We start from the raw sequence: 20,478 nt of genomic DNA, 5'->3' as shown, positions 1-20,478 counted from the left end.
CGCCCACTACGGAGGATCTCAGTGAAGACACATCTCGTACGCACGCGTCGATCAGCGGAAGAGTTCCCGCTGCACGAGCACCTCGCGTGGAAGATCGCCGAAGTCGCGACGGACTCCGTCGAGGTGCCGGAAGCGACGACGGAGATGATCGTCAATCGCGTCATCGACAACGCGGCCGTGGCCGCCGCCTCGTTGGTGCGACGACCCGTCACCAGTGCGCGCACCCAAGCGCGGGCGCATCCCTACAGCCCTGGATCCTCGGTATTCGGCATCTCGGGAAGGTACTCACCGGAGTGGGCAGCGTGGGCCAACGGTGTTGCAGTGCGCGAGCTGGATTTCCACGACACGTTCCTCGCCGCCGAATATTCGCATCCCGGTGACAACATCCCGCCGATTCTCGCCGTCGCGCAGCATGCACGACGGTCGGGCCGCGATCTGATTCGCGGACTCGCCACCGGTTACGAGATCCAGATCGACCTAGTACGCGCAATCTCGTTGCACGAGCACAAGATCGACCACGTCGCCCATCTGGGACCGTCGGCAGCAGCGGGAATCGGAACGCTCCTCGGCCTGGGCGCCGAGACCATCCATCAAGCCGTCGGGCAGGCTCTTCATACGACGACGGCTACGCGACAGTCACGCAAGGGCGCGATCTCGAGTTGGAAGGCGTACGCGCCTGCGCTGGCCGGGAAAGCGGCCGTCGAGGCGGTGGATCGAGCGTTGCGGGGAGAGGGTGCGCCGTCGCCGATCTGGGAAGGTGAAGACGGCGTCATCGCATGGCTTCTCGGCGGTCCCGACGCGGAATACCATGTGCCGCTTCCCGGTCCGGGTGAGGCCAAGCGCGCGATCCTGGACAGCTACACGAAGGAACACTCGGCCGAATACCAGAGCCAGGCGCCCATCGATCTGGCGCGTCGAATGCGCAGCAGCATAGGCGATCTGGAGCAGATCGAGAAGATCGTGTTGCACACCAGCCATCACACGCACTACGTCATCGGGACCGGATCGGGCGATCCGCAGAAGTTCGACCCCACTGCAACACGAGAAACCCTGGATCACTCCGTGATGTACATCTTCGCCGTCGCACTCGAGGACGGCGAATGGCATCACGAGCGTTCCTACGCGCCGGAGCGGGCGCAGCGGTCGTCGACCATTGCGCTGTGGAACAAGATCTCGACGCAGGAAGATCCGGAGTGGACGCGCCGCTATCACTCCATCGATCCGGACGACAAGGCGTTCGGGGCGCGGGCCGAGATCACGCTGAAGGACGGGACGGTCGTCGTCGACGAACTTGCTGTTGCCGATGCCCATCCGCTCGGTGCCCGGCCGTTCGCGCGAGAGCAGTACATCGCGAAGTTCCGCACGCTCGCCGACGGCATCGTCGCCCCCGACGAGCAGGATCGGTTCCTCGCTGCCGCCGAGAACGCGCCTGAGCTCGCGGCCGGCGAGCTCGATCAGCTCACCTTCACGGTGTCCGACGACGTGCTGGCGCGAGCACCGAAGACTCCGAAGGGCATTTTTCGATGACGGGACTCATGGCTGCCCCGACGTCGGCGTCGGACAAGCGGGGTGCGTTTCGGGCGGGCCTGACATCGGGCACGATCCAGCGGCTACCCGGCGCGTTCTCGCCGTTGGTGGCAAAGCTGGTGCAGGAGATCGGCTTCGAGGGAGTGTACGTTTCCGGGGCCGTGTTGTCTGCGGATCTCGGGCTACCCGACATCGGCCTGACGACGCTGACCGAGGTGGCCGGCCGGGGCCAGCAGATCGCGCGGGTCACGGATCTGCCGGTACTGATCGACGCCGACACCGGCTTCGGTGAACCGATGAGCTCGGCGCGGACCGTCAGTGTGCTCGAGGACGCCGGGATCGCCGGATGTCACCTCGAAGACCAGGTCAACCCGAAGCGTTGCGGGCATCTCGACGGCAAGGCCGTCGTCGACACGGCCTCGATGGTGCAGCGTATCCGGGCTGCGGTATCTGCCCGGCGTGATCCGAATTTCGTGATCTGTGCGCGCACCGACGCGCGGGCCATCGAAGGACTCGACGCCGCGATCGAACGAGCGAAGGCCTACGCCGACGCGGGTGCCGATCTGATCTTCACCGAAGCGTTGACGGACGAATCGGAGTTCGCGAAGTTCCGTGCAGCAGTGGACACGCCGTTGCTGGCGAACATGACGGAATTCGGTAAGTCCGAGCTGATGTCGGCAGCTGATCTCGAAGACCTCGGCTACAACGCGGTGATCTACCCGGTCACGACGCTGCGGCTCGCGATGTTCGCAGTGGAGAACGGTTTGCGCGAAATAGGGGAAACGGGAACACAATCCGGGTCGCTGGAGAGGATGCAGCACCGCAGCAGGCTGTACGAGTTGCTGGATTACGAGGGATACAACCGATTCGACCACGGGATCTTCACCTACACGAGGGGTGCACGATGACCTATCCGACGACGCGAGCAGCGCTCGCGGACAAGACGGCGCCGACGATATACAAGGGGCTTGCGGGGGTCGTCGTCGATACGACCGCGATCTCCAAGGTCGTTCCCGAGACCAATTCGCTGACCTATCGCGGCTATGCAGTGCAAGATCTGGCGGCGCACTGCAGCTTCGAACAAGTCGCGTACTTGTTGTGGAACGGAGAACTACCGACGCAGGCTCAGCTGGAACTCTTCTCCCAGCGGGAGCGCGCATTCCGCCGCGCCGACCGATCGATGCTGTCACTGCTCGCGAAGATGCCGGACAACTGTCATCCCATGGATGTAGTGCGAACGGCGATCAGCTATCTCGGTGCCGAGGACCCGGCAGAGGACGACAACAGTGCGCACGCGAACCTGCTCAAGGCGCTGCGCATGACGGCGGTGTTGCCGACGATCATCGCCGCCGATCACCGTCGTCGACGCGGCCTCGACCCTGTTGCACCGCACTCGCATCTCGGGTTCGCCGAGAACTTTCTGTACATGTGCTTCGGCAGTGTTCCTGATGCGAAGATCGTCACAGCATTCGAGGTGTCGCTGATTCTGTACGCGGAGCACAGTTTCAACGCGTCCACGTTCGCGGCTCGTGTCGTCACGTCCACGCTGTCGGATATCTACAGCGCGGTCACGGCGGCGATCGGCGCGCTGAAAGGCCCGCTGCACGGCGGTGCCAACGAGGCCGTCATGCGCGACATGCTCGAGATCGGCGAACCTCATCTCGCCGAGTCGTGGCTACAGGCCAAGCTGGCAGCCAAGGACAAGGTGATGGGCTTCGGCCACAGGGTCTACAAGAACGGTGACTCGCGGGTCCCGACGATGCGTGCCGCATTCCAGGATGTCGCCGAGGTCACCGACGGGCGCAAGTGGGTGCGCATGTACGACGTGCTCGAGCGAACCATGAACGACCGGACAGGAATCAAGCCCAACCTCGACTTCCCCACCGGGCCTGCGTATTTTCTGATGGGCTTCGACATCGATGTCTTCACACCGATCTTCGTCATGAGTCGTATCACCGGCTGGACCGCGCACATCATCGAGCAGGGTGCGTCGAACGCGTTGATTCGTCCGCTCAGCGAGTACTCGGGTGTGCCGCAGAGAGCCGTCGTCGCCTGATTCAGTTCTGCACGGACAGAGCGAATCTCGCCATCGACAACGCCTCGGTGGCACGGGTGATGACGACCTGCTGCGAGTTGTCGATGTGGGACAGCAGCGCCTGGCGTGCGCCGTCGAGGTCTCCCGCAAGAACGAACTCGCCGATGACGACGTGCTCGTCGATGGTGGCGACGACGCTGTCCGGCGTGAAATAGCCGAACATCCGAACCGGCCGTATCCGCGCGTTGACGGTCTGCAGAGCGTCGGCGAGTGCATGATTTCCGGCAGATCTGAGCAGTGCAACGTGAAACATCTCGTCCTGGGTGACGAAATCGGCGTCGGGCTCGGGAGGCGTCGACCTCATCTGTTTCCAGTGTTCGACGACCGGTTCCAGAGCGTCGGCGTCATGGGGAATCTGTCCGGTGACTCGCGCAATTCCCTGTAACTCCAGGGTGTTTCGTAGTTCGTACAGGTCGGCGAGGTCGCCGACGTGCGGTCGGTACGGATACAGGCCGTCGTCGCCGCGCATGACGAGGCCGTCGGCCTGGAGCCGTGCGAGCGCCTCACGCACGGGTGTGCGCGAGACGCCGTACAACTCTGCCAGTCGTTCTTCTCCGAGCCGTTCGGTTGCGTGGATTGCGCCGGAGATCAGGTCCCGGCGCAGGGAGATGTACACCTTCTCGCGAAGGTCTTTGCGAGCCATGGTGGATCGTGACCGATCAGATCGCCATCGCCGCGCGCACATCGGCCTCGGAGTCGGTGCCACCGGCGCCGGACGACGTGATGCGTCCGGCTTCGAGGATGTAGTACTGCTGCGCCGACTCCAGCGCGAACCCGATGTGCTGCTCCACCAACAGAACTCCCAGACCGCCGCGGCGAGTGAGCTCGAGGATGGTGCGTTCGATCTCGGCGACGACGGATGGCTGGATGCCCTCGGTCGGCTCGTCGAGAATCAGCATCTTCGGCTCGGTGATCAGTGCCCGGGCGATGGCCAGCTGCTGGCGCTGCCCGCCCGAGAGCAGGCCGGCGCGTCGGGTGAGAAGCTCTTTCAATGCGGGGAAGAGATCGAGCGCCTCGTCGATCAACGCCTTGCCGCGCTTACGGCCATCGGCGACGACCTGCAGGTTCTCGGCCGTGGTGAGCTGGCCGAACGACTGCTGCCCCTGCGGGACGTACGCGAGGCCACGGGAAACGCGAGCGCTCGGACGCAGGGAGGTGACGTCTTCGCCGTCGAACATGATGGTGCCTGAGGTGACCTTCAGCAGGCCGACGGCGGCACGCAGCAGTGTGGTCTTACCTGCGCCGTTGTGTCCCATGACGGCTGCGACGCCGTCGGCGGGGACGGTCAGGGACGCACCGTGGATGACCTCGCTTCGGCCGTAACCGGTGCGTACATCGACGAGTTCAAGCATTCTCGGCACCTTCTTCCGCGATCTGGTCGAGTTCTTCTCCTGCTGCGGCGGTTCCGAGGTAGACCTCTTGGACCTTCGGGTCGGCCTGCACCTCGGCGACGGTGCCCTCGGACAGGACTCGACCGCCTGCGAGCACGGTGACGGACGTTGCGAACGCGCGCATGAAGTCCATGTCGTGTTCGACGACGACCACTGTGCGTTCCCCGCCGATGCGGCGAAGCAGCTCGCCGGTCTCTTCGCGTTCTTCGTGACTCATACCGGCGACTGGCTCGTCGAGCAGAAGCACATCTGCGTTCTGCACCAACAACATTCCGATCTCCAGCCACTGCTTCTGGCCGTGCGCGAGGATGCCGGCGGGCTTGTCGCGGTGCTTGGACAACCCGATGGTCTCGAGGGCTTCTTCGATCTCGTCGGACACGGTCTTGCGTTTACGCAGCATCGTCGACCACGTGCGACCGGCGCCTGCCGCGATGTCGAGGTTCTGCAGGACGGTCAGCTGTTCGAAGATGCTGGCTGTCTGGAACGTTCGACCGACGCCGAGGCGCGCGATCTTGTGTACCTTCTTGCCCAGCAGTTCGACGCCCGACTTGGTGACCGAGCCGGTCGCCGGTACGAGCCCGGTGATGGCGTCGATCAGCGTTGTCTTGCCTGCGCCGTTCGGTCCGATGAGGAATCGCAGATCACCCTGCATCAGAGTGAGATTCACGTCGGTGTTGGCCTTGAATCCGTCGAAACTGACTGTCAGACCGCGTACTTCGAGATACTGGCTGGACATTCCGGCGTTGCCGCCGAACGTGGGCTGGTGGCTGTCGGTGTGGATCATTTGACCAGCTCTTTCTCTTCGACGTCGACGACCAGTGCCTCTTCGGATTTCTTACGCCTGCGCAACGCGAACAGTCCGGCGACACCGGCGGGGAAGAATCCGACGACGACGATGAACAGCAGACCCTGCGCGTACGTCCAGCCCGACGGGAACTGCTCGGACAGGGTGGTCTGCGCCCATGCGACGCCGAGAGCACCGAGGACCGGGCCGAGAAGCGTCGTGCGGCCGCCGATGGCGACGCCGATGAGGAAGGCGATCGACGGGACGATGCCGACGTCGTTGGGGGAGACGATGCCGACGATCGGCACGAACAGTGCGCCGGCGAGACCGGCGAAGAACGCTGCGGTGACGTACGCGACGATCTTGATGTTCGCGGGGTCGTAGCCGAGGAAGCGGACGCGCTCTTCCTGATCACGCACTGCGACGAGGAGTTCGCCGTAGCGCGAGTACATCAGCTGACGAGTGATCGCGACGACGACGAGCAGCACGCCGGCAGCGATGAAGAACAGCATCTGCTTGTTGGCCGGGTCGTTCAGGTTGAAGCCGAAGAACGTGCGGAACCTGTTGAGCCCGTTGGATCCTCCGGTGCTCTGCTGCCCGATCAGAAGAATGGCGAATGCCGCGGCGAGTGCCTGGCTCAGGATCGCGAAGTAGGCACCCTTGACGCGGCGCTTGAAGACACCGAGACCGAGGACGAGCGCGACGAGGCCCGGAACGAACAGGATGCCGAGGATCGTGACGAGCGGTGACTGGAACGGAACCCAGTACGACGGCAGTTCGCGGATACCTGCGATCGACATGAAGTCCGGCACAGCGTCACCACGGATGTCCGCGTCGGCGATCTTGAGGTGCATCGCCATGATGTATGCACCGAGACCGAAGAAGACGCCCTGACCGAGCGTGAGCATTCCGCCACGGCCCCAAGCCAATCCGATGCCGACGGCGACGATCGCGTAGCAGATGAACTTGCCGAGCAGATTGAGTCTGAAGTCGCTGAGAACTGCAGGCGCGACGGCGAACAGGAGGATGGCGGCAACGGCGAAACCGAGCCACACACCACGTTTTTGGATGAAGGTACTCACACCAAACTCCTTGTCTTGACCGCGAACAGTCCCTGCGGGCGGGCTTGGAGGAAGATCACGATGAGGACGAACAGGATGACCTTGGCGATCGAGGCCGTCGTGTTGTATTCGATGAACGAGTTGACGATGCCGAGCGTGAACGCCGCGATGACGGCACCCTTGATCTGGCCGAGACCACCGACGACGACCACGAGGAACGCGTCGATCAGATAGCTCTGTCCGACAGTGGAACTGGTCGACCCGATGAGCGTGAGTGCGACGCCTGCGACGCCGGCGAGACCGGATCCGATGAAGAACGTCGAGATGTCGGTCTTGCGGCTCGAGATGCCCGACGTCTCGGCGAGGTCGCGGTTCTGCACGACCGCGCGGATGCGTCGACCCATCGGAGTGGTCTTGAGTGCGAACGACAGTGCGAGAACACAGACGATCGCGAGCACGAGGATGAAGATACGGGTCTTGGGGACGACCGCGCCGAGGATGTCGACGCCGCCGGACAACCAGCCGGGAGAGACGACGTTGACGGCGGGTGCACCGAAGATGTCGCGCGCGAGCTGCTGGAGAACGAGCCCTACACCGAACGTGACGAGCAGCGTGTCCAGAGGTCGGTGATACATGCGCTGGATGAGCGTGACTTCGAGCAGCACACCCATGGCGCCGCCGACGAGGAAGCCGACGATCAGCGAGATGAACAGTGACGCACCGCCTGCGGAGATGACCTGCTGCACTACGTAAGCGGTGTACGAACCGGCCATGATGAATTCACCATGAGCCATGTTGATGACGCCCATCTGACCGAAGGTCAGCGAGAGTCCCAGAGCGGCGAGCAAGAGAATCGAACCGATCGACAGGCCGGTGAACAGCTGCCCGACAACGACATCCATGTGTGGCTCCTTCAGGCGGCTTCGCCGCATGTGTCCGAAAATGCATAGTGGGCTATGTATTTCCGTGCACATGCGGCGGAGCCGCGGTATCAGTTGAGGTCGGCGGCCCAGTCGTAGGTCTCCAGGAACGGGTCGGGCTCGATCGGCGCCGGGGACTCCCAGATCGTGTAGATCAGGCCGTCGGGACGGATCTCGCCGATACGCGCGGTCTTGCTGATGTGGTGGTTGTCGCCGTTGATGACCACTTCACCCTCGGGTGCGGCGAAGCTGACACCGTCGGCTGCGTCCTGAATGTCGCCGACTGCGAACGAGTTGGCCTTCTCGACGGTGTTCTTCCACAGGTAGACCGAGGTGTAGGCGGCTTCCATCGGATCGGACGTCGGCTTGTCTGCGCCGTACTTGGCCTTGTAGTCCGCGACGAACGTGGTGTTCTCCGGGGTGTCGACGGTCTGGTAGTAGTTCCACGCCGTCAGCTGTCCGGCGATGTTCTGTGCACCGATTCCGGCAACTTCCTCCTCGGCGATGGACACCGAAATGACCGGCATGTCAGCAGCATTCAGGCCTGCGTTGGTGTACTCGCGGAAGAACGCGACGTTGGAGTCACCGTTCAACGTGTTGAACACGGCGTCGGCGTCGGCTGCGCGGACCTTGTTGACGATGGTGGAGAAGTCCGTCGAGCCGAGCGGCGTGTAGTCCTCGCCCTTGATCTCGATGCCGTTCGCCTCTGCGTAGGCCTTGATCTCGCGGTTCGCGGTCTGCGGGAAGACATAGTCGCTACCGACGAGGTAGAGGGACGTCTTGCCCTGCTCCTTGAGGTAGTCGAGCGCGGGGATGATCTGCTGGTTCGTGGTGGCACCGGTGTAGAAGATGTTGTCCGACGCTTCGAGACCCTCGTACTGGACGGGGTAGTACAGCAGCGCGTCGTTGTCCTCGAAGACCGGCAGCATCGCCTTGCGTGACGACGACGTCCAACCGCCGAATACCGCTGCGACACAGTCGCTGCTGATGAGCTTCTCCGCCTTCTCGGCGAACACGGTGGGCTCGGACGCTCCGTCCTCAGCCACGACCTGGATCTGCTTGCCGAGCACACCACCCGACGCATTGATCTGCTCGACGGCCAGTGCGATCGAATCACGCACTGTCACTTCGCTGATGGCCATCGTGCCGGACAGCGAGTTCAGCGAGCCGACCTTGATGGTGTCACCCGAGGTGTCGACACAGGACTCGGCAGAGGATCCACCCTCGCTCGACGCGGTGTCGCCGGCCCTGCTGCCGCACGCGGTGAGGGTCAATCCGACCATGGCCAGAGCTGCGGGAACCACCAGCGCTCGTGTGGCGAACTTGCTAGGCATCGCGGACGCCCTTTCGCTTGTATACGGAGTTGTATTCGCGATTGGGAACAGTAAAGGGGAAGTATTGCGCCGATATGTTGCGCGGTGACTTCTTCGTTTCGTGCATTACGCGGCTGTAAACAACGGTCTCGGGGACCGATCCGGCGCAAATTCATCCATCTGTTGTGTGGTTTCAGGGGTTCAGAGCGCACAACAGATGGGTAAATTTCGCGTCGATGACAAGTGGGGTTGACATCCAGTGACAAGTTCGCTTGACTTTTACTCATGACCGACGCGCAGAGATCCAATGCGCCGAGAACCAGTGCGCTGAGAACCAACGAGGTGCGTGAGTACCGCAAAGCGGCTCGGCTGACGCAGGCGGAACTCGGACGGGCCTGCGGCGTCAGCAGGCAGAGCATCGTGTCCGTCGAGGGCGGCGACTATGCGCCGAGCGTCTACCTGGCCATCAAGCTCGCCAAAGCACTGGGCACCACCGTCGAGACACTCTTCGATACGGAGGAATCATGAGCACGTTCATCAAAGCCATGCGGTTCGTCGGCGACCTCGACGACGAGTTCTACGACGACGAACGCCAGCGCGACGTCTGGAACGAGGCGTCGGCCATAGGATTTCAACTGTTCCAGTGGGCGTCCCTGATCAGCGCGGCGGTCCTGCCGTGGGTCGCCGGCACCACCGGTGCTCGCGTCGCTCTCGGAATTCTGTTGACGCTCACCGTGATCAACGTTCTGGCCATTGGATACGCGGCTGCCCGCAGCGTCAACTTGTACACCGCGAAGGTCAACCGGATTCGCGGAGTCGTCGTCGCGATCGTCCTGCTCGTCGGATATCTCGGTGCGCTACTGAAACTGCAGCCCGAGACGTTCTCCGAAGCGAGCTCGTGGGCAGGCGGGGTCGTCGGGGCAGTCCTCGGCGGCGGCCTCGTGGGAATCGCGATCTGGCGGGTGCGTCGTCGTAACGCGCGGTTCGAGAACGAAGAGATCTGACTCGTTCCGGCGCGCGGGGGGAGCGCCTGTAGCGTCGAGCGCATGAGTGCGCAGCAGATCGCGGACGGAACCTGGGCCTTCCTGTGGGAACCGGGGAGCTGGGGTCAGACGAACACCGGACTGATCGTCGACGACGGGGCCGCGTCGATGGTCGTGGACACGGTGTGGGACACGCGTCGGGCGCAGGAGATCGCGGCCGAAACCGTCACGCTCACACAGCGATCGCCGATCACCGAGGTCGTCAACACCCACTCCGACGGTGACCACTGGTGGGGTAACGACACGGTGCCCGCCGATGCGCGTATCACCACGAGCGCCGCGTCTCTGCACTCGATGAAGGAGGAGACGCCGCCGTCGGGTGTGCACGCGTTCGCATCGGTGGGCTCGTTGGTCGGCTGGGTGCCGGGCCCAGTGGGTGCGATGGGCAGCTACATGAACCGCGTCCGCGGCGACGCGCAGTTCCCACGAAAGACGCCGCGATTGCCCGACCACACCTTCGACGTCACCGAGCGCATCGGCGTCGGGAGCCGTGACGTGCAGCTGCGATACCTCGGTCCCGCGCACACCGCGGGGGACCTGATCGCCCACGTGCCCGACGCAGGCGTCGTGTTCGCCGGAGACCTGCTGTTCATCGGCTCGACGCCGGTTCTGTGGCACGGTCCGCTCGAGAACTGGACGGCCGCGCTGGAACACCTGATCTCGCTCGACGCCGCCGTGTACGTCCCCGGGCACGGACCACTGTGTGGGATCTCCGAGATCCGAGCGGTCCACGATTACTGGACGTGGGTCGATCAGGCCGGTCGCGAACACTTCGACGCGGGGGTCGGTTCCGCTCATGCAGCGCGAAAGATGATGCAATCCAAGGAATTCGATCGATATAGCGCATGGGACTCGCCCGAGAGGATCGTGCTGAGCATGTCCACGCTGTACCGGTTGTGGCACGGGGAGCCCGCGGCCCCGCCGACCATCGCGCGACGAGCAAAAGCCTTCGCCGACGCCGGTGCAGTTCTGCGCGACAAATAATCATGCTGAGCTGAAATCTGGGCAGGACTTCGAATCTGGAGGATCATCGGGCGAGTGACTTCTGCGCCCACGAACACCGCGCCCACGAACACCGCGCCCACGAATACCGCGCCCACGAATACCGCGCCCACGAATACCGCGCCCACGAATACCGCGCCCACGAATACCGCGTCCACGAATGCTGCATCCACGAATGCTGCGTCCGTGTCCCAGCGTTATCGCGATCCGTCTCGCACGGAGCTCGCGCACAGCAATGCCACGCTGGACGTCCTGCTCGGCCACCATTCGGTGCGCAGCTTCTCGCCGGAACCGATCGACACCGCCACACTCGAAACCATCGCTGCCGCTGCACAATCCGCGCCGACATCGTCGAACCTGCAGGCGTGGAGCGTCGTCGCCGTCCGCGATCCGGCGCGCAAGTCGCGGCTCGCGGCGCTGGCAGGCGACCAGGGCTTCATCGCCCAGGCGCCGGTGTTCCTCGTGTTCGTCGCCGATCTCGGGCGGGCGCGTCGGCTGGCCGAGCGTCACGACGCGCCACTCGAAGGCGCGGACTACCTGGAAAGCACTCTGCTCGGTTTCATCGACGCCGCGCTGGGAGCGCAGAACGCCGTCGTCGCCGCCGAGTCGTTGGGTTATGGGACGGTCTACGTCGGCGCCGTGCGGAACAACCCCGAGCTCATCTCGGAGGAACTGGGGCTGCCGCCGAGCGCCTTCCCTGCGTTCGGGCTCGCTATCGGGCGTCCCGACGGCGACACCGCGGGCATCAAACCCCGCCTGCCGGTCTCGGCGGTCCTGCACCACGAGACGTACGACGTCGAGGCATCGGACGACGGCGTCGTCACCTACGACGAACGGCTCGCCGAATACAACCGCGAGCAGGGACGCTCGGCACAGTGGACCGCAGCGGTTCTCGCCCGTCTGCGTGATGCCTCGTCGCTCAAGGGGCGCGACAAGATCCGCCACTCACTGGCATCCCGCGGCTGGCCATCCAACTGATCACCGGTCATTCCGCTCCACTCCCGGCCTAGAAAGTAGCCCGAACGTGCGTTTCCAGATCCTCGACATCGTCTTCAACCCGCCCCACCCCGTCACCGGTGAGGCCGTCCACCCGTCGGACCGGCTGAACCGCGTCGTCGACATGGCAGTTCTCGCAGAGGAACTCGGGTTCGATTCGTTCTCGGTCGGTGAGCGTCACGCCGGTGATGTGCTGTCCTCGTCGCCGACGGTCATCCTCGGCGCCATCGCGCAGGCGACCGAACGAATCCTGCTGTCGACGGGCGTGACCGTCGTCGCGGTGCTCGATCCCATTCGCGTCGCCGAGGATTTCGCGACGATCGACCAGCTGAGCCGTGGTCGGTTCGAGCCTGTCATCGGCAAGGGCAACGAAGTGCTGCAGTACCCGCTGTTCGGTCTCGACATCTCCAAGCAGTACGAGTACCTCACCGAGAACTACGAGCTCCTCCGTCGGCTGATTCGTGAAGAGCACGTGAACTGGACTGGTACGCACCGGCATCCATTGTCCGACGCCACCACGCTGCCACGTCCGTTCGACGGCCCGTTCCGCATCTGGCATGGTTCGGCGACGTCCGTGGAGGCGGTGGATCTCGCGGCGAAGTGGGGAGACCCCATCGTCACCGCAAATGCCTTGCAGCCGCGTGAGAACTACAAGGTGCTCATCGACCGCTACCGCGAGCAGTACCGCGCGCACGGTCATGATCCCGACAAGGCGTACGTCGGATCGGGTTCGGGCGGACTGTTCCTGGCGGACACGACGGAGCAGGCGATCGAGGAATTCCGTCCGCTCTACGAGGGGGCGGTGGCGCAGCAGGACAAGCGCAAGCACGATCCGGCGGCCAAGGGCAAGGTCACGAGCTTCCGCACCATCGAGGAAGCCGTCGAGCGTGGGCCTGCGCTCGTGGGGTCACCCGAACGCGTCGCCGAGAAGATTCTCGACTACCACCAGAGTTACGGTCACGACTTCCAGTCGGTGTCGATCAACCACCTGCTCGACGTCGAACGACAGAAGGACACGATGCGACGGTTCGCCGAAGAGGTGATTCCGCTCGTCCGAGCAGAGCTGTCGACGTCGTTGTGGGGTCAGGAGGACAAGGATCGGGCGAAGGGGTTCACGGCTGGGTGACGCTGCGTCGGCTGAGGCGTCGAACTGCTGCGAAGCCGGCGAGACCGGCCGCGACGAGCGCGATTCCCACGTACGTCGGGCCGGATTCCGTGATCAACAGGGCGGCGCCGACGATACCGACGAACGCGGGAATCCAGTCGAACAGCTTGATCAGGGGCAGGGGTGGTTCCGTCGTCTCGCCGGCGGCCATCGCTGCCTTCTGCGGGGCGACGTCGGGGTACCACTCGGTGAAGTTGAGCGCGAACAGCAGTGCGCCGATCTGCAGAATCCATCCGGTCCAGAAATTGTCCGACGTGTGCAGCGCCACGATCCCGATCAAGCCGACGACCGCGGAGAACGCGAACGCCGATGCCCACGCCAGCGTGATCCGATTGTTCACCTTCAGAAAGAGCGGACTGTTCCAATATTCTTGAGGCGTCTGCTCTTTCGCGTATTCGAGGGTGAACGGATTGCGCAGCGCGAGGGTGGCGAACGCGAACACGGCCAACGCGATGTTGGTCATCTCGCCCGACCACAGCTCCATCCAGGAGATGACTCGGTCACCCGCGAACAGGCCGATGCCCGCGATGATCGCGAAATATGCGACGTCGAAGATCTCCAACTTCTTGACGCGGCCACCTCGTCGATCCTTCTCGTTCCGCTGGCTCCACTCCTGCCTGTGCCCGAGGGCCAGGAACAGCACCGACATGCCCAATGCGATGCTCGCTGCCTCCTCGAAACGACCGGGGCCGACGACGAGCGACATCGTGATCCACGGAGCGAGACCGGACAGTGGGGACTCGAGGAACGCGTCGACCAGGTTCTTGTTCTTCGCAGGGGTGGTGTCGGGGGTCATTCGTCGATCGTGCACCGACGTGACCCGCACGAAAAGGTGAAATGAAGGGTGAAATCAGCGCACGAGATACGGCGAGACCGAGCTGCGATGCTCGTCGATGTCGAGCTCCTTGCCCAGTGGGGGGAAGGCGCGCTGGGGGCAGTTGGACCGCTCGCACACGCGGCAACCTGCACCGATCGGGGTCGCGACGGCCGAGCCGTGTATGTCGAGCCCGTCGGCGTAGACGAGCCTGCTCGCATGCCGGAGCTCGCACCCGAGGCCGATCGCGAACGTCTTGCTCGGCTGCCCGTAGCGCGCGGCGCGGCGTTCGACGGTTCGTGCGATCCACAGGTAGCTGCGGCCGTCGGGCATCTCGGCGATCTGGGTCATGATCTTGCCCGGGTACGCGAACGTCTCGTAGACGTTCCACAGTGGGCACGTCCCGCCGCTCGATGAGAAGTGAAAACCGGTGGCGGACTGCCTCTTCGACATGTTGCCGGCGCGATCGACGCGCACGAACGAGAACGGTACGCCCCGTAGCTTCGGGCGCTGCAGCGTCGAGAGTCGGTGGCAGATGGTTTCGTAGCTGACGGAGAAGAAGGCCGACAGCCGTTCGATGTCGTACCTGAAATCCTCTGCGACGTCATGGAATTGGTGATAGGGGAGCACGGTGGCGGCGGCGAAGTAGTTGGCGAAACCCAACAGCGCGAGCTTCTTCGACGCCTCGCTCGTGAATCCACCCTCCTCGACCATTCTGTCGAGCAGGTCCGCGCACTCGAGGTACGCAAGTTCGGCCGCGAACTTGAACACCTTCTGCCCGCCCGACAGGTGCGGGGAGATCTCCAGCAGTCGAGAATCGGGATCGAAACGATGCAGCACGTTCTCGCCGAGATCGATGCGGTTGACGATCTGCACCTCGTGGACCGTCTGCAGGCGCTTGGCGATCTCGTTGCCGACGTCCGCGCGGTGGAAGCGAATGCGCGACGTCAATTCCTCTGCTGCAGTGTCCAATTCGTGAAGATAATTCTGACGACCGTAGAAGTAGTCACGTACTTCCTCGTGCGGCTTGCTGATCGAGCCACTGCCACTGCCGTCGGCGAATCGTTCCTCGGTCGCCGCGGCGAGCTGAGCCGTCGTATTGCGGTAGCGGCGATGCATGTTGACCATCGCACGCGCCAATTGTGGGTGCGAGGACACCATCTGGGCGATCTCGTGGGAATCTGCGGCGATACCCATGTCCTGGTCGAGCGCTACTTCGCGCAGTTCGGCGACGAGCCGAGTGTCGTCCTCGGACGAGAAGAACGAGGTGTCGACGCCGAACACTTCGGAGATGCGAAGCAGGACAGGGACAGTGAGTGGTCGGACGTCGTGCTCGATCTGGTTCAGGTAACTCGCCGAGATCTCCAGATGGCCGGCCAGCGAAACCTGGCTCATCTTGCGTTCGGTGCGCAACTGCCGCAGCCGTGCACCGACGAACGTCTTGGACATGCGCCCAGGTTACGCCTGCGAAGACGAGGCTTAACAACATTGGCTTGCTGACTGATAGATCACGATCCGGTCGTCGAACGGAACAGAATGCGCGCCGGAGGCGTATACCGGATACATGCTCGTTCGCACGGCTAAAGAAGTTCGCGGTACTAAGTAACAGGAAGGCAAAACCATGTCGGAGAATCTTCGTGAGGTTTCGCGGGACGCACTCGTTCTGGCAGTAGGCGTCGTACTCGTCGTGTCGACGATATGGCTCCCGGTCGGAGGCGATACCGGCGTGTCCGGCGCCATCCTCGTCCTCGGCATGGTGTCTGCGGGAACGGCGCTGTGGGCGATGTCGAGTGCGTCGCGGTCGAGTCACTGGGCGCATCTCGCCCTCGGGGTGATGCTCGCACTCTCGCCGTTCGTTCTCGCGTTCCCGGCCGGCTTGATGGTGGCGGACATGTTCGCACTCGTCGGTGGCGTCCTGATCGCAGCGATGGGGATTCTCGGCGTTCTGGCGAGCGGTCGTCGTACCTCTTTCTCGCACAGCGCCGGTCCCAGTCGGCTGGTGGCGTCGTCCGCGTCGGCTCCTGCCCGAGTCCGGGTGACTCGCTGACAGCGGTCCTGTAGCTCGACGAGCGCACCACGTTGTCATCATCGGCGACGCGGTGCGCTTTCTTTTGTCCGGATCGAGAGGAACGATGGATGTGATTACGGTCACAGCTGTTAAGCACTGGCTCGATTCAGACGATTTCAGTAAAACCGTACGATCGTCCTGTTGGATCGGTGATACTGGTTTCGTAAATTGTGTTCATGGCCTGCGCTTTCGTCCTACTGGCGAGTAGGAATCCCGTCCGATCGGCTGGGTGGGGTTTCGGTTAATTCTTCGCAACGTTAGCAACCGCCGAGGAAAAGCTAGCCAAGATTGGCAGCAGCAACAGGTGGACGACCCCTTTTGGGGTGTGCCATTGTTTTGAAGAACACACGAAGGGCCTTGCAACGGTGTGAAGAATGAGCGCAGCGAGCGGGCCGAACGGACCAGAAAAGACTGGAGCTGACGATGTCGACCACCGGCACCCCGAAGACCACCGAAGAGATCCAGAAGGATTGGGACACCAACCCTCGCTGGAAGGGCGTGACGCGCAACTACACCGCCGAGCAGGTTTCGAAACTGCAGGGCTCCGTCGTCGAGGAAGCAACCCTTGCTCGTCGCGGCTCCGAAATTCTGTGGGACCTCGTGAACAACGAGGACTACATCAACTCGCTGGGCGCACTGACCGGTAACCAGGCCGTTCAGCAGGTCCGCGCAGGACTCAAGGCCATCTACCTGTCCGGCTGGCAGGTCGCAGGCGATGCCAACCTTTCCGGCCACACGTACCCGGACCAGAGCCTCTACCCGGCCAACTCGGTCCCGCAGGTCGTGCGCCGCATCAACAACGCGCTGCTGCGCGCCGACGAGATCGCCCGCGTCGAGGGTGACACGTCCGTCGACAACTGGCTCGCGCCGATCGTCGCCGACGGCGAAGCCGGCTTCGGTGGCGCCCTCAACGTCTACGAGCTGCAGAAGGCCATGATCGCGGCCGGCGTCGCAGGCTCGCACTGGGAGGACCAGCTCGCGTCGGAGAAGAAGTGCGGCCACCTCGGTGGCAAGGTGCTCATCCCGACCCAGCAGCACATCCGCACCCTGACCTCGGCTCGCCTCGCAGCCGACGTCGCCGACGTGCCGACCGTCGTCATCGCACGTACGGACGCCGAGGCCGCAACCCTCATCACGTCCGACGTCGACGAGCGCGATCAGCAGTTCCTCGACGGCACCCGCACGGCAGAGGGCTTCTACGGAATCAAGAACGGCGTCGAGCCCTGCATCGCTCGTGCCAAGGCATACGCCCCGTACGCGGACCTCATCTGGATGGAGACCGGCGTGCCGGATCTCGAGGTTGCGAAGCACTTCGCCGAGTCGGTTCGCTCCGAATTCCCGGACCAGCTGCTCGCGTACAACTGCTCGCCTTCCTTCAACTGGAAGCAGCACCTGGACGACGCGACCATCGCGAAGTTCCAGAAGGAGCTCGGCGCAATGGGATTCAAGTTCCAGTTCATCACCCTCGCCGGATTCCACTCGCTCAACTACGGCATGTTCGACCTGGCACACGGCTACGCCCGCGAGGGCATGACCGCCTTCGTCGACCTGCAGGAGCGCGAGTTCAAGGCTGCTGCAGAGCGCGGCTTCACCGCCATCAAGCACCAGCGTGAGGTCGGCGCAGGCTACTTCGACTCCATCGCCACCACCGTCGACCCGAACACCTCGACGGCAGCGCTGAAGGGCTCCACCGAAGAAGGCCAGTTCCACTAGGAAGCCTCTTCGGAACGCCTGGAAGATTCGGGAGCTGACGTGACCAGCGACAAGATCGAACGAGTAGGCGTCGTCGGGGCAGGGCAGATGGGGGCGGGCATTGCCGAAGTCTGCGCACGCGCCCACGCCGACGTGCTGGTCTACGAGCCCACACGTGAGCTGACGACCGCAGGACGCACACGCATCCTGCGGTCGTTGGACCGCGGCGTCTCGAGCGGCAAGATCACCGAGCGCGAACGTGAGCAGTGCGCCTGGCGACTGCGATTCACGTCGGATCTGGGCGATTTCGCCGATCGCCAGCTCGTCGTCGAGGCAGTCCTGGAAGACGAGAAGGTCAAGACCGACATCTTCGCCGAGCTCGACTCGGTGGTGACGGACCCGAACGCGGTACTCGCGTCCAACACGTCGTCGATCCCCATCATGAAGCTGGGCATCGCGACGACAGCACCCGACCGCGTCGTCGGAATGCATTTCTTCAATCCGGTGCCTGTGCTCCCGCTCGTGGAGCTCGTCACCACTCTCAAGACCAGCGACACGGTGTCCGAGCGCGCCGAGAGGTTCGCAGGCGATGTGCTGGGCAAGCAGGTCGTCCGATCCGCGGATCGTTCCGGATTCGTCGTCAACGCCTTGCTCGTGCCGTACCTGCTCTCGGCCATCCGCATGGTCGAGTCCGGATTCGCGACCAAGGAGGACGTCGACAAGGCGACCGTGCTCGGTCTCGCGCATCCGATGGGGCCGCTGGCGCTGGCAGACCTCGTCGGCCTCGACACCGTCAAATCCATCGCCGACTCGATGTACACCGAATTCAAGGAACCGTTGTTCTCGGCTCCGCCGCTGCTTCTGCGCATGGTCGAGGCAGGACTTGTCGGCAAGAAAACGGGTGCGGGGTTCTATCAGTACGAGCGAGGCGCGTCGCGGTCGTGAGTGAAAATGTATAGGGGAGTACACATTTTTGCTCACGAGGGTAGGGTGTTTTCGTCGGCCGAGACGGTGCGCCGACGGGCCGAACAGGGGGCAGCACAGTGAGCAAGTCGAAGAAGTCGGGTGGATTGTTGCCCAAGGCGTTCGGGCTCGGATTGGCGGCCACAGGCGCCGCGCACTTCGTCGTACCGGAGGCATTCGAAGGCATCACCAAGCTCCCGTTCCCGAAGGACACGCGCGAGTGGATCAGCCGCAACGGTGCCACCGAACTCGCCGTCGGCGCCGCTATCGCGTACCCCAAGACGCGCAAGATCGGGCTGCTCGGACTGGGCGCGTACGTGGGGTGGTTGGGTTACAACGTAGCCCGCAACAGTTGAACTTGTTGTGAACGACTCGTTCGATCAGGGAATAGCCTGGTCGGACGAGTGAGGTCGTTTGCACAGGTATCGATGCATCTGTAGCAATGTAGATATGACTTCCGCTACCGCTTACACAGCGACCGCTGCCGACGCCCCGCTCGAGAAGGTCACCATCGAGCGCCGAGAGCTCGGCCCGAACGACGTCCTGATCGACATCAAGTACGCAGGCATCTGCCATTCCGACATTCACACCGCCCGCAACGAGTGGGGTGGCACCAGCTACCCGGTCGTTCCGGGACACGAGATCGCAGGCATCGTCGCCGAGGTCGGATCCGACGTCACCAAGCACAAGGTGGGCGACCGCGTCGGCGTCGGTTGTTTCGTCGACTCCTGTGGTGAGTGCGAGGCATGCCTCGCCGGTGAAGAGCAGTACTGCTTCAAGGGCGTCACTGCTACGTACAACTCCGCGCTGGCCGACGGCTCGATCACCCAGGGCGGCTACTCGACGCAGATCGTCGTCACCGAAGGCTTCGTCCTCCGCATTCCCGACGGCATCGAGCTCGACGTCGCCGCACCGCTGCTGTGCGCAGGCATCACGCTGTACTCGCCGCTCAAGCACTGGGGTGCAGGCCCGGGCAAGAAGGTCGCCATCATCGGCATGGGCGGACTCGGCCACGTGGGCGTCAAGATCGCGCACGCGCTGGGCGCCGAGGTCACCGTGCTGAGCCAGACGCTCAGCAAGGAAGAGGACGGCAAGCGTCTCGGCGCGGATCACTACTACGCCACCTCCGACAAGGAGACGTTCAAGAAGCTGCGCGGCGAGTTCGACCTGATCATCAACACCGTGTCCGCCGAGATCGACATGGACAAGCACATGTCGCTGCTGGCGATCAACGGATCGCTCGTCATCCTCGGCCTGCCGTCCGAGCCCATCAAGGTACGCGGCTTCACCCTCGCGGCGAACCGTCGTAGTCTCGCCGGATCGATGGTCGGCGGCATCCCGCAGACGCAGGAGATGCTCGACTTCTGCGCCGAGCACCACATCGGTGCCGAGATCGAAACCATCGCCGCGGACCAGATCAACGACGCGTACGAGCGGGTGCTGAAGAGCGACGTGCGCTACCGGTTCGTCATCGACGCCGGGACTTTCTAGGGCGCTGCGCGCCATGTGCACGGAAATGCATGGCAGATTCGAGCGGTCGTCGCAACGTGCCTGATCCTTGAGGGATGGTTGCGATGGTGCGTCCGGCGTTCACACACGAAGTTCGGATGACGTTCTGGTCTTTGCGCAGTGCGGGGTCGACGG

Annotated in this window: 21 protein-coding genes and 1 pseudogene; 13 read left to right on the top strand and 9 right to left on the bottom strand. The window is 63.6% G+C overall.

Annotated features, from left to right (window positions below):
• Positions 1 to 21: 21 nt before the first annotated feature.
• From prpD to CHB96_RS07815, 3 genes are read left to right on the top strand one after another with little or no spacing between them, the layout of a single operon-like run.
• A complete protein-coding gene (gene prpD, locus CHB96_RS07825; protein WP_089244824.1) occupies positions 22 to 1,527 on the top strand; it encodes a 2-methylcitrate dehydratase PrpD in 1,506 nt (501 codons plus the stop codon).
• The gene (gene prpB / locus CHB96_RS07820; protein WP_089244822.1) at positions 1,524 to 2,435 is read left to right on the top strand and encodes a methylisocitrate lyase; all 912 of its coding nucleotides are present in this window, start codon (positions 1,524 to 1,526) and stop codon (positions 2,433 to 2,435) included. The genes prpD and prpB overlap by 4 nt, the downstream gene beginning before the upstream one ends.
• Positions 2,432 to 3,583, top strand: a complete 1,152-nt coding sequence (locus tag CHB96_RS07815; RefSeq protein WP_089244820.1) for a bifunctional 2-methylcitrate synthase/citrate synthase — start codon at positions 2,432 to 2,434, stop codon at positions 3,581 to 3,583. The genes prpB and CHB96_RS07815 overlap by 4 nt, the downstream gene beginning before the upstream one ends.
• 1 nt (position 3,584) lies before the next feature.
• On the opposite strand, the gene CHB96_RS07810 is transcribed toward CHB96_RS07815, so the two are convergent.
• The 6 genes from CHB96_RS07810 to urtA form a co-directional block, all read right to left on the bottom strand.
• A complete protein-coding gene (locus CHB96_RS07810; RefSeq protein WP_089244818.1) occupies positions 3,585 to 4,265 on the bottom strand; it encodes a GntR family transcriptional regulator in 681 nt (226 codons plus the stop codon).
• Between the two features lie 16 nt (positions 4,266 to 4,281).
• The gene (gene urtE, locus CHB96_RS07805) at positions 4,282 to 4,974 is read right to left on the bottom strand and encodes an urea ABC transporter ATP-binding subunit UrtE (protein WP_089244816.1); all 693 of its coding nucleotides are present in this window, start codon (positions 4,972 to 4,974) and stop codon (positions 4,282 to 4,284) included.
• Positions 4,967 to 5,797, bottom strand: a complete 831-nt coding sequence (urtD, locus tag CHB96_RS07800; RefSeq protein ID WP_089244815.1) for an urea ABC transporter ATP-binding protein UrtD — start codon at positions 5,795 to 5,797, stop codon at positions 4,967 to 4,969. The genes urtE and urtD overlap by 8 nt, the downstream gene beginning before the upstream one ends.
• Positions 5,794 to 6,879 (bottom strand): urea ABC transporter permease subunit UrtC, encoded by a 1,086-nt coding sequence (urtC, locus tag CHB96_RS07795; RefSeq protein WP_089244813.1) that lies wholly within the window; start codon positions 6,877 to 6,879, stop codon positions 5,794 to 5,796. The genes urtD and urtC overlap by 4 nt, the downstream gene beginning before the upstream one ends.
• Entirely contained in the window at positions 6,876 to 7,760 is an 885-nt protein-coding gene (gene urtB / locus CHB96_RS07790) for an urea ABC transporter permease subunit UrtB (RefSeq protein WP_089244811.1), read from the bottom strand. The genes urtC and urtB overlap by 4 nt, the downstream gene beginning before the upstream one ends.
• Positions 7,761 to 7,849: 89 nt before the next feature.
• Complete coding sequence (gene urtA / locus CHB96_RS07785; protein WP_089244809.1) at positions 7,850 to 9,112, bottom strand: urea ABC transporter substrate-binding protein; 1,263 nt, start codon at positions 9,110 to 9,112, stop codon at positions 7,850 to 7,852.
• A 264-nt stretch (positions 9,113 to 9,376) separates the two neighbouring features.
• Here urtA and CHB96_RS07780 point away from each other — a divergent pair, with 264 nt between their 5' ends.
• The 3 genes from CHB96_RS07780 to CHB96_RS07770 are packed head-to-tail and all read left to right on the top strand — an operon-like array spanning position 9,377 to position 11,118.
• A complete protein-coding gene (locus CHB96_RS07780) occupies positions 9,377 to 9,619 on the top strand; it encodes a helix-turn-helix transcriptional regulator (RefSeq protein ID WP_089244807.1) in 243 nt (80 codons plus the stop codon).
• Positions 9,616 to 10,095 (top strand): DUF2029 domain-containing protein, encoded by a 480-nt coding sequence (locus tag CHB96_RS07775; RefSeq protein ID WP_089244805.1) that lies wholly within the window; start codon positions 9,616 to 9,618, stop codon positions 10,093 to 10,095. The genes CHB96_RS07780 and CHB96_RS07775 overlap by 4 nt, the downstream gene beginning before the upstream one ends.
• 42 nt (positions 10,096 to 10,137) lie before the next feature.
• On the top strand, positions 10,138 to 11,118 hold the full coding sequence (locus tag CHB96_RS07770) for an MBL fold metallo-hydrolase (protein ID WP_089244803.1): 981 nt from the start codon (positions 10,138 to 10,140) through the stop codon (positions 11,116 to 11,118).
• 71 nt (positions 11,119 to 11,189) lie between these two features.
• Here the strand turns inward: CHB96_RS07770 and CHB96_RS30375 are convergent.
• Positions 11,190 to 11,279, bottom strand: a pseudogene (locus CHB96_RS30375) (pentapeptide repeat-containing protein); the annotation flags it as partial.
• Between the two features lie 43 nt (positions 11,280 to 11,322).
• Here CHB96_RS30375 and CHB96_RS07760 point away from each other — a divergent pair.
• The gene (locus CHB96_RS07760) at positions 11,323 to 12,114 is read left to right on the top strand and encodes an NADPH-dependent oxidoreductase (RefSeq protein WP_089244799.1); all 792 of its coding nucleotides are present in this window, start codon (positions 11,323 to 11,325) and stop codon (positions 12,112 to 12,114) included.
• Positions 12,115 to 12,160: 46 nt separating this feature from the next.
• On the top strand, positions 12,161 to 13,258 hold the full coding sequence (locus CHB96_RS07755) for an LLM class flavin-dependent oxidoreductase (protein ID WP_089244797.1): 1,098 nt from the start codon (positions 12,161 to 12,163) through the stop codon (positions 13,256 to 13,258).
• On the opposite strand, the gene CHB96_RS07750 is transcribed toward CHB96_RS07755, so the two are convergent.
• Together CHB96_RS07750 and ramB are read right to left on the bottom strand one after the other, a co-directional pair.
• Positions 13,245 to 14,093, bottom strand: coding sequence for a hypothetical protein (locus CHB96_RS07750; RefSeq protein WP_089244795.1), 849 nt, complete (start codon positions 14,091 to 14,093; stop codon positions 13,245 to 13,247). The genes CHB96_RS07755 and CHB96_RS07750 overlap by 14 nt on opposite strands.
• 54 nt (positions 14,094 to 14,147) lie before the next feature.
• Positions 14,148 to 15,560, bottom strand: a complete 1,413-nt coding sequence (gene ramB, locus CHB96_RS07745) for an acetate metabolism transcriptional regulator RamB (RefSeq protein WP_089244793.1) — start codon at positions 15,558 to 15,560, stop codon at positions 14,148 to 14,150.
• Positions 15,561 to 15,732: 172 nt separating this feature from the next.
• On the opposite strand from ramB, the gene CHB96_RS07740 reads away from it, so the two are divergent.
• The 5 genes from CHB96_RS07740 (at position 15,733) to CHB96_RS07720 (ending at position 20,325) form a co-directional block, all read left to right on the top strand.
• On the top strand, positions 15,733 to 16,158 hold the full coding sequence (locus tag CHB96_RS07740) for an SPW repeat domain-containing protein (protein ID WP_089244791.1): 426 nt from the start codon (positions 15,733 to 15,735) through the stop codon (positions 16,156 to 16,158).
• A 444-nt stretch (positions 16,159 to 16,602) separates the two neighbouring features.
• Positions 16,603 to 17,892, top strand: coding sequence for an isocitrate lyase (aceA, locus tag CHB96_RS07735; protein ID WP_089244789.1), 1,290 nt, complete (start codon positions 16,603 to 16,605; stop codon positions 17,890 to 17,892).
• A gap of 39 nt (positions 17,893 to 17,931) precedes the next feature.
• A complete protein-coding gene (locus CHB96_RS07730) occupies positions 17,932 to 18,816 on the top strand; it encodes a 3-hydroxybutyryl-CoA dehydrogenase (RefSeq protein WP_089244787.1) in 885 nt (294 codons plus the stop codon).
• 98 nt (positions 18,817 to 18,914) lie between these two features.
• Positions 18,915 to 19,190 carry a DoxX-related protein gene (locus CHB96_RS07725; protein WP_089244785.1) on the top strand — a complete coding sequence of 92 codons (276 nt, stop codon included), beginning with the start codon at positions 18,915 to 18,917 and terminating at the stop codon, positions 19,188 to 19,190.
• Positions 19,191 to 19,284: 94 nt separating this feature from the next.
• On the top strand, positions 19,285 to 20,325 hold the full coding sequence (locus CHB96_RS07720) for an NAD(P)-dependent alcohol dehydrogenase (protein ID WP_089244783.1): 1,041 nt from the start codon (positions 19,285 to 19,287) through the stop codon (positions 20,323 to 20,325).
• Positions 20,326 to 20,478 lie beyond the last annotated feature (153 nt).

The sequence above is a fragment of the Rhodococcoides kyotonense genome, assembly GCF_900188125.1.
GTDB lineage: Bacteria > Actinomycetota > Actinomycetes > Mycobacteriales > Mycobacteriaceae > Rhodococcoides > Rhodococcoides kyotonense.
Note: the sequence above shows the minus strand (reverse complement) of the source record. Positions and strands in the feature narration are given on the sequence as shown.

What these genes read in the sequence shown, in the direction of transcription:
- ramB (WP_089244793.1), bottom strand. Translation starts at nt 15,560, where the DNA reads ATGTCCAAGACGTTCGTCGGTGCACGGCTGCGGCAGTTGCGCACCGAA.
- CHB96_RS07810 (WP_089244818.1), bottom strand. Translation starts at nt 4,265, where the DNA reads ATGGCTCGCAAAGACCTTCGCGAGAAGGTGTACATCTCCCTGCGCCGG.
- urtD (WP_089244815.1), bottom strand. Translation starts at nt 5,797, where the DNA reads ATGATCCACACCGACAGCCACCAGCCCACGTTCGGCGGCAACGCCGGA.
- CHB96_RS07780 (WP_089244807.1), top strand. Translation starts at nt 9,377, where the DNA reads ATGACCGACGCGCAGAGATCCAATGCGCCGAGAACCAGTGCGCTGAGA.
- CHB96_RS07740 (WP_089244791.1), top strand. Translation starts at nt 15,733, where the DNA reads ATGTCGGAGAATCTTCGTGAGGTTTCGCGGGACGCACTCGTTCTGGCA.
- CHB96_RS07815 (WP_089244820.1), top strand. Translation starts at nt 2,432, where the DNA reads ATGACCTATCCGACGACGCGAGCAGCGCTCGCGGACAAGACGGCGCCG.
- prpB (WP_089244822.1), top strand. Translation starts at nt 1,524, where the DNA reads ATGACGGGACTCATGGCTGCCCCGACGTCGGCGTCGGACAAGCGGGGT.
- CHB96_RS07770 (WP_089244803.1), top strand. Translation starts at nt 10,138, where the DNA reads ATGAGTGCGCAGCAGATCGCGGACGGAACCTGGGCCTTCCTGTGGGAA.
- urtB (WP_089244811.1), bottom strand. Translation starts at nt 7,760, where the DNA reads ATGGATGTCGTTGTCGGGCAGCTGTTCACCGGCCTGTCGATCGGTTCG.
- CHB96_RS07750 (WP_089244795.1), bottom strand. Translation starts at nt 14,093, where the DNA reads ATGACCCCCGACACCACCCCTGCGAAGAACAAGAACCTGGTCGACGCG.
- CHB96_RS07775 (WP_089244805.1), top strand. Translation starts at nt 9,616, where the DNA reads ATGAGCACGTTCATCAAAGCCATGCGGTTCGTCGGCGACCTCGACGAC.
- urtA (WP_089244809.1), bottom strand. Translation starts at nt 9,112, where the DNA reads ATGCCTAGCAAGTTCGCCACACGAGCGCTGGTGGTTCCCGCAGCTCTG.
- CHB96_RS07720 (WP_089244783.1), top strand. Translation starts at nt 19,285, where the DNA reads ATGACTTCCGCTACCGCTTACACAGCGACCGCTGCCGACGCCCCGCTC.
- urtE (WP_089244816.1), bottom strand. Translation starts at nt 4,974, where the DNA reads ATGCTTGAACTCGTCGATGTACGCACCGGTTACGGCCGAAGCGAGGTC.
- aceA (WP_089244789.1), top strand. Translation starts at nt 16,603, where the DNA reads ATGTCGACCACCGGCACCCCGAAGACCACCGAAGAGATCCAGAAGGAT.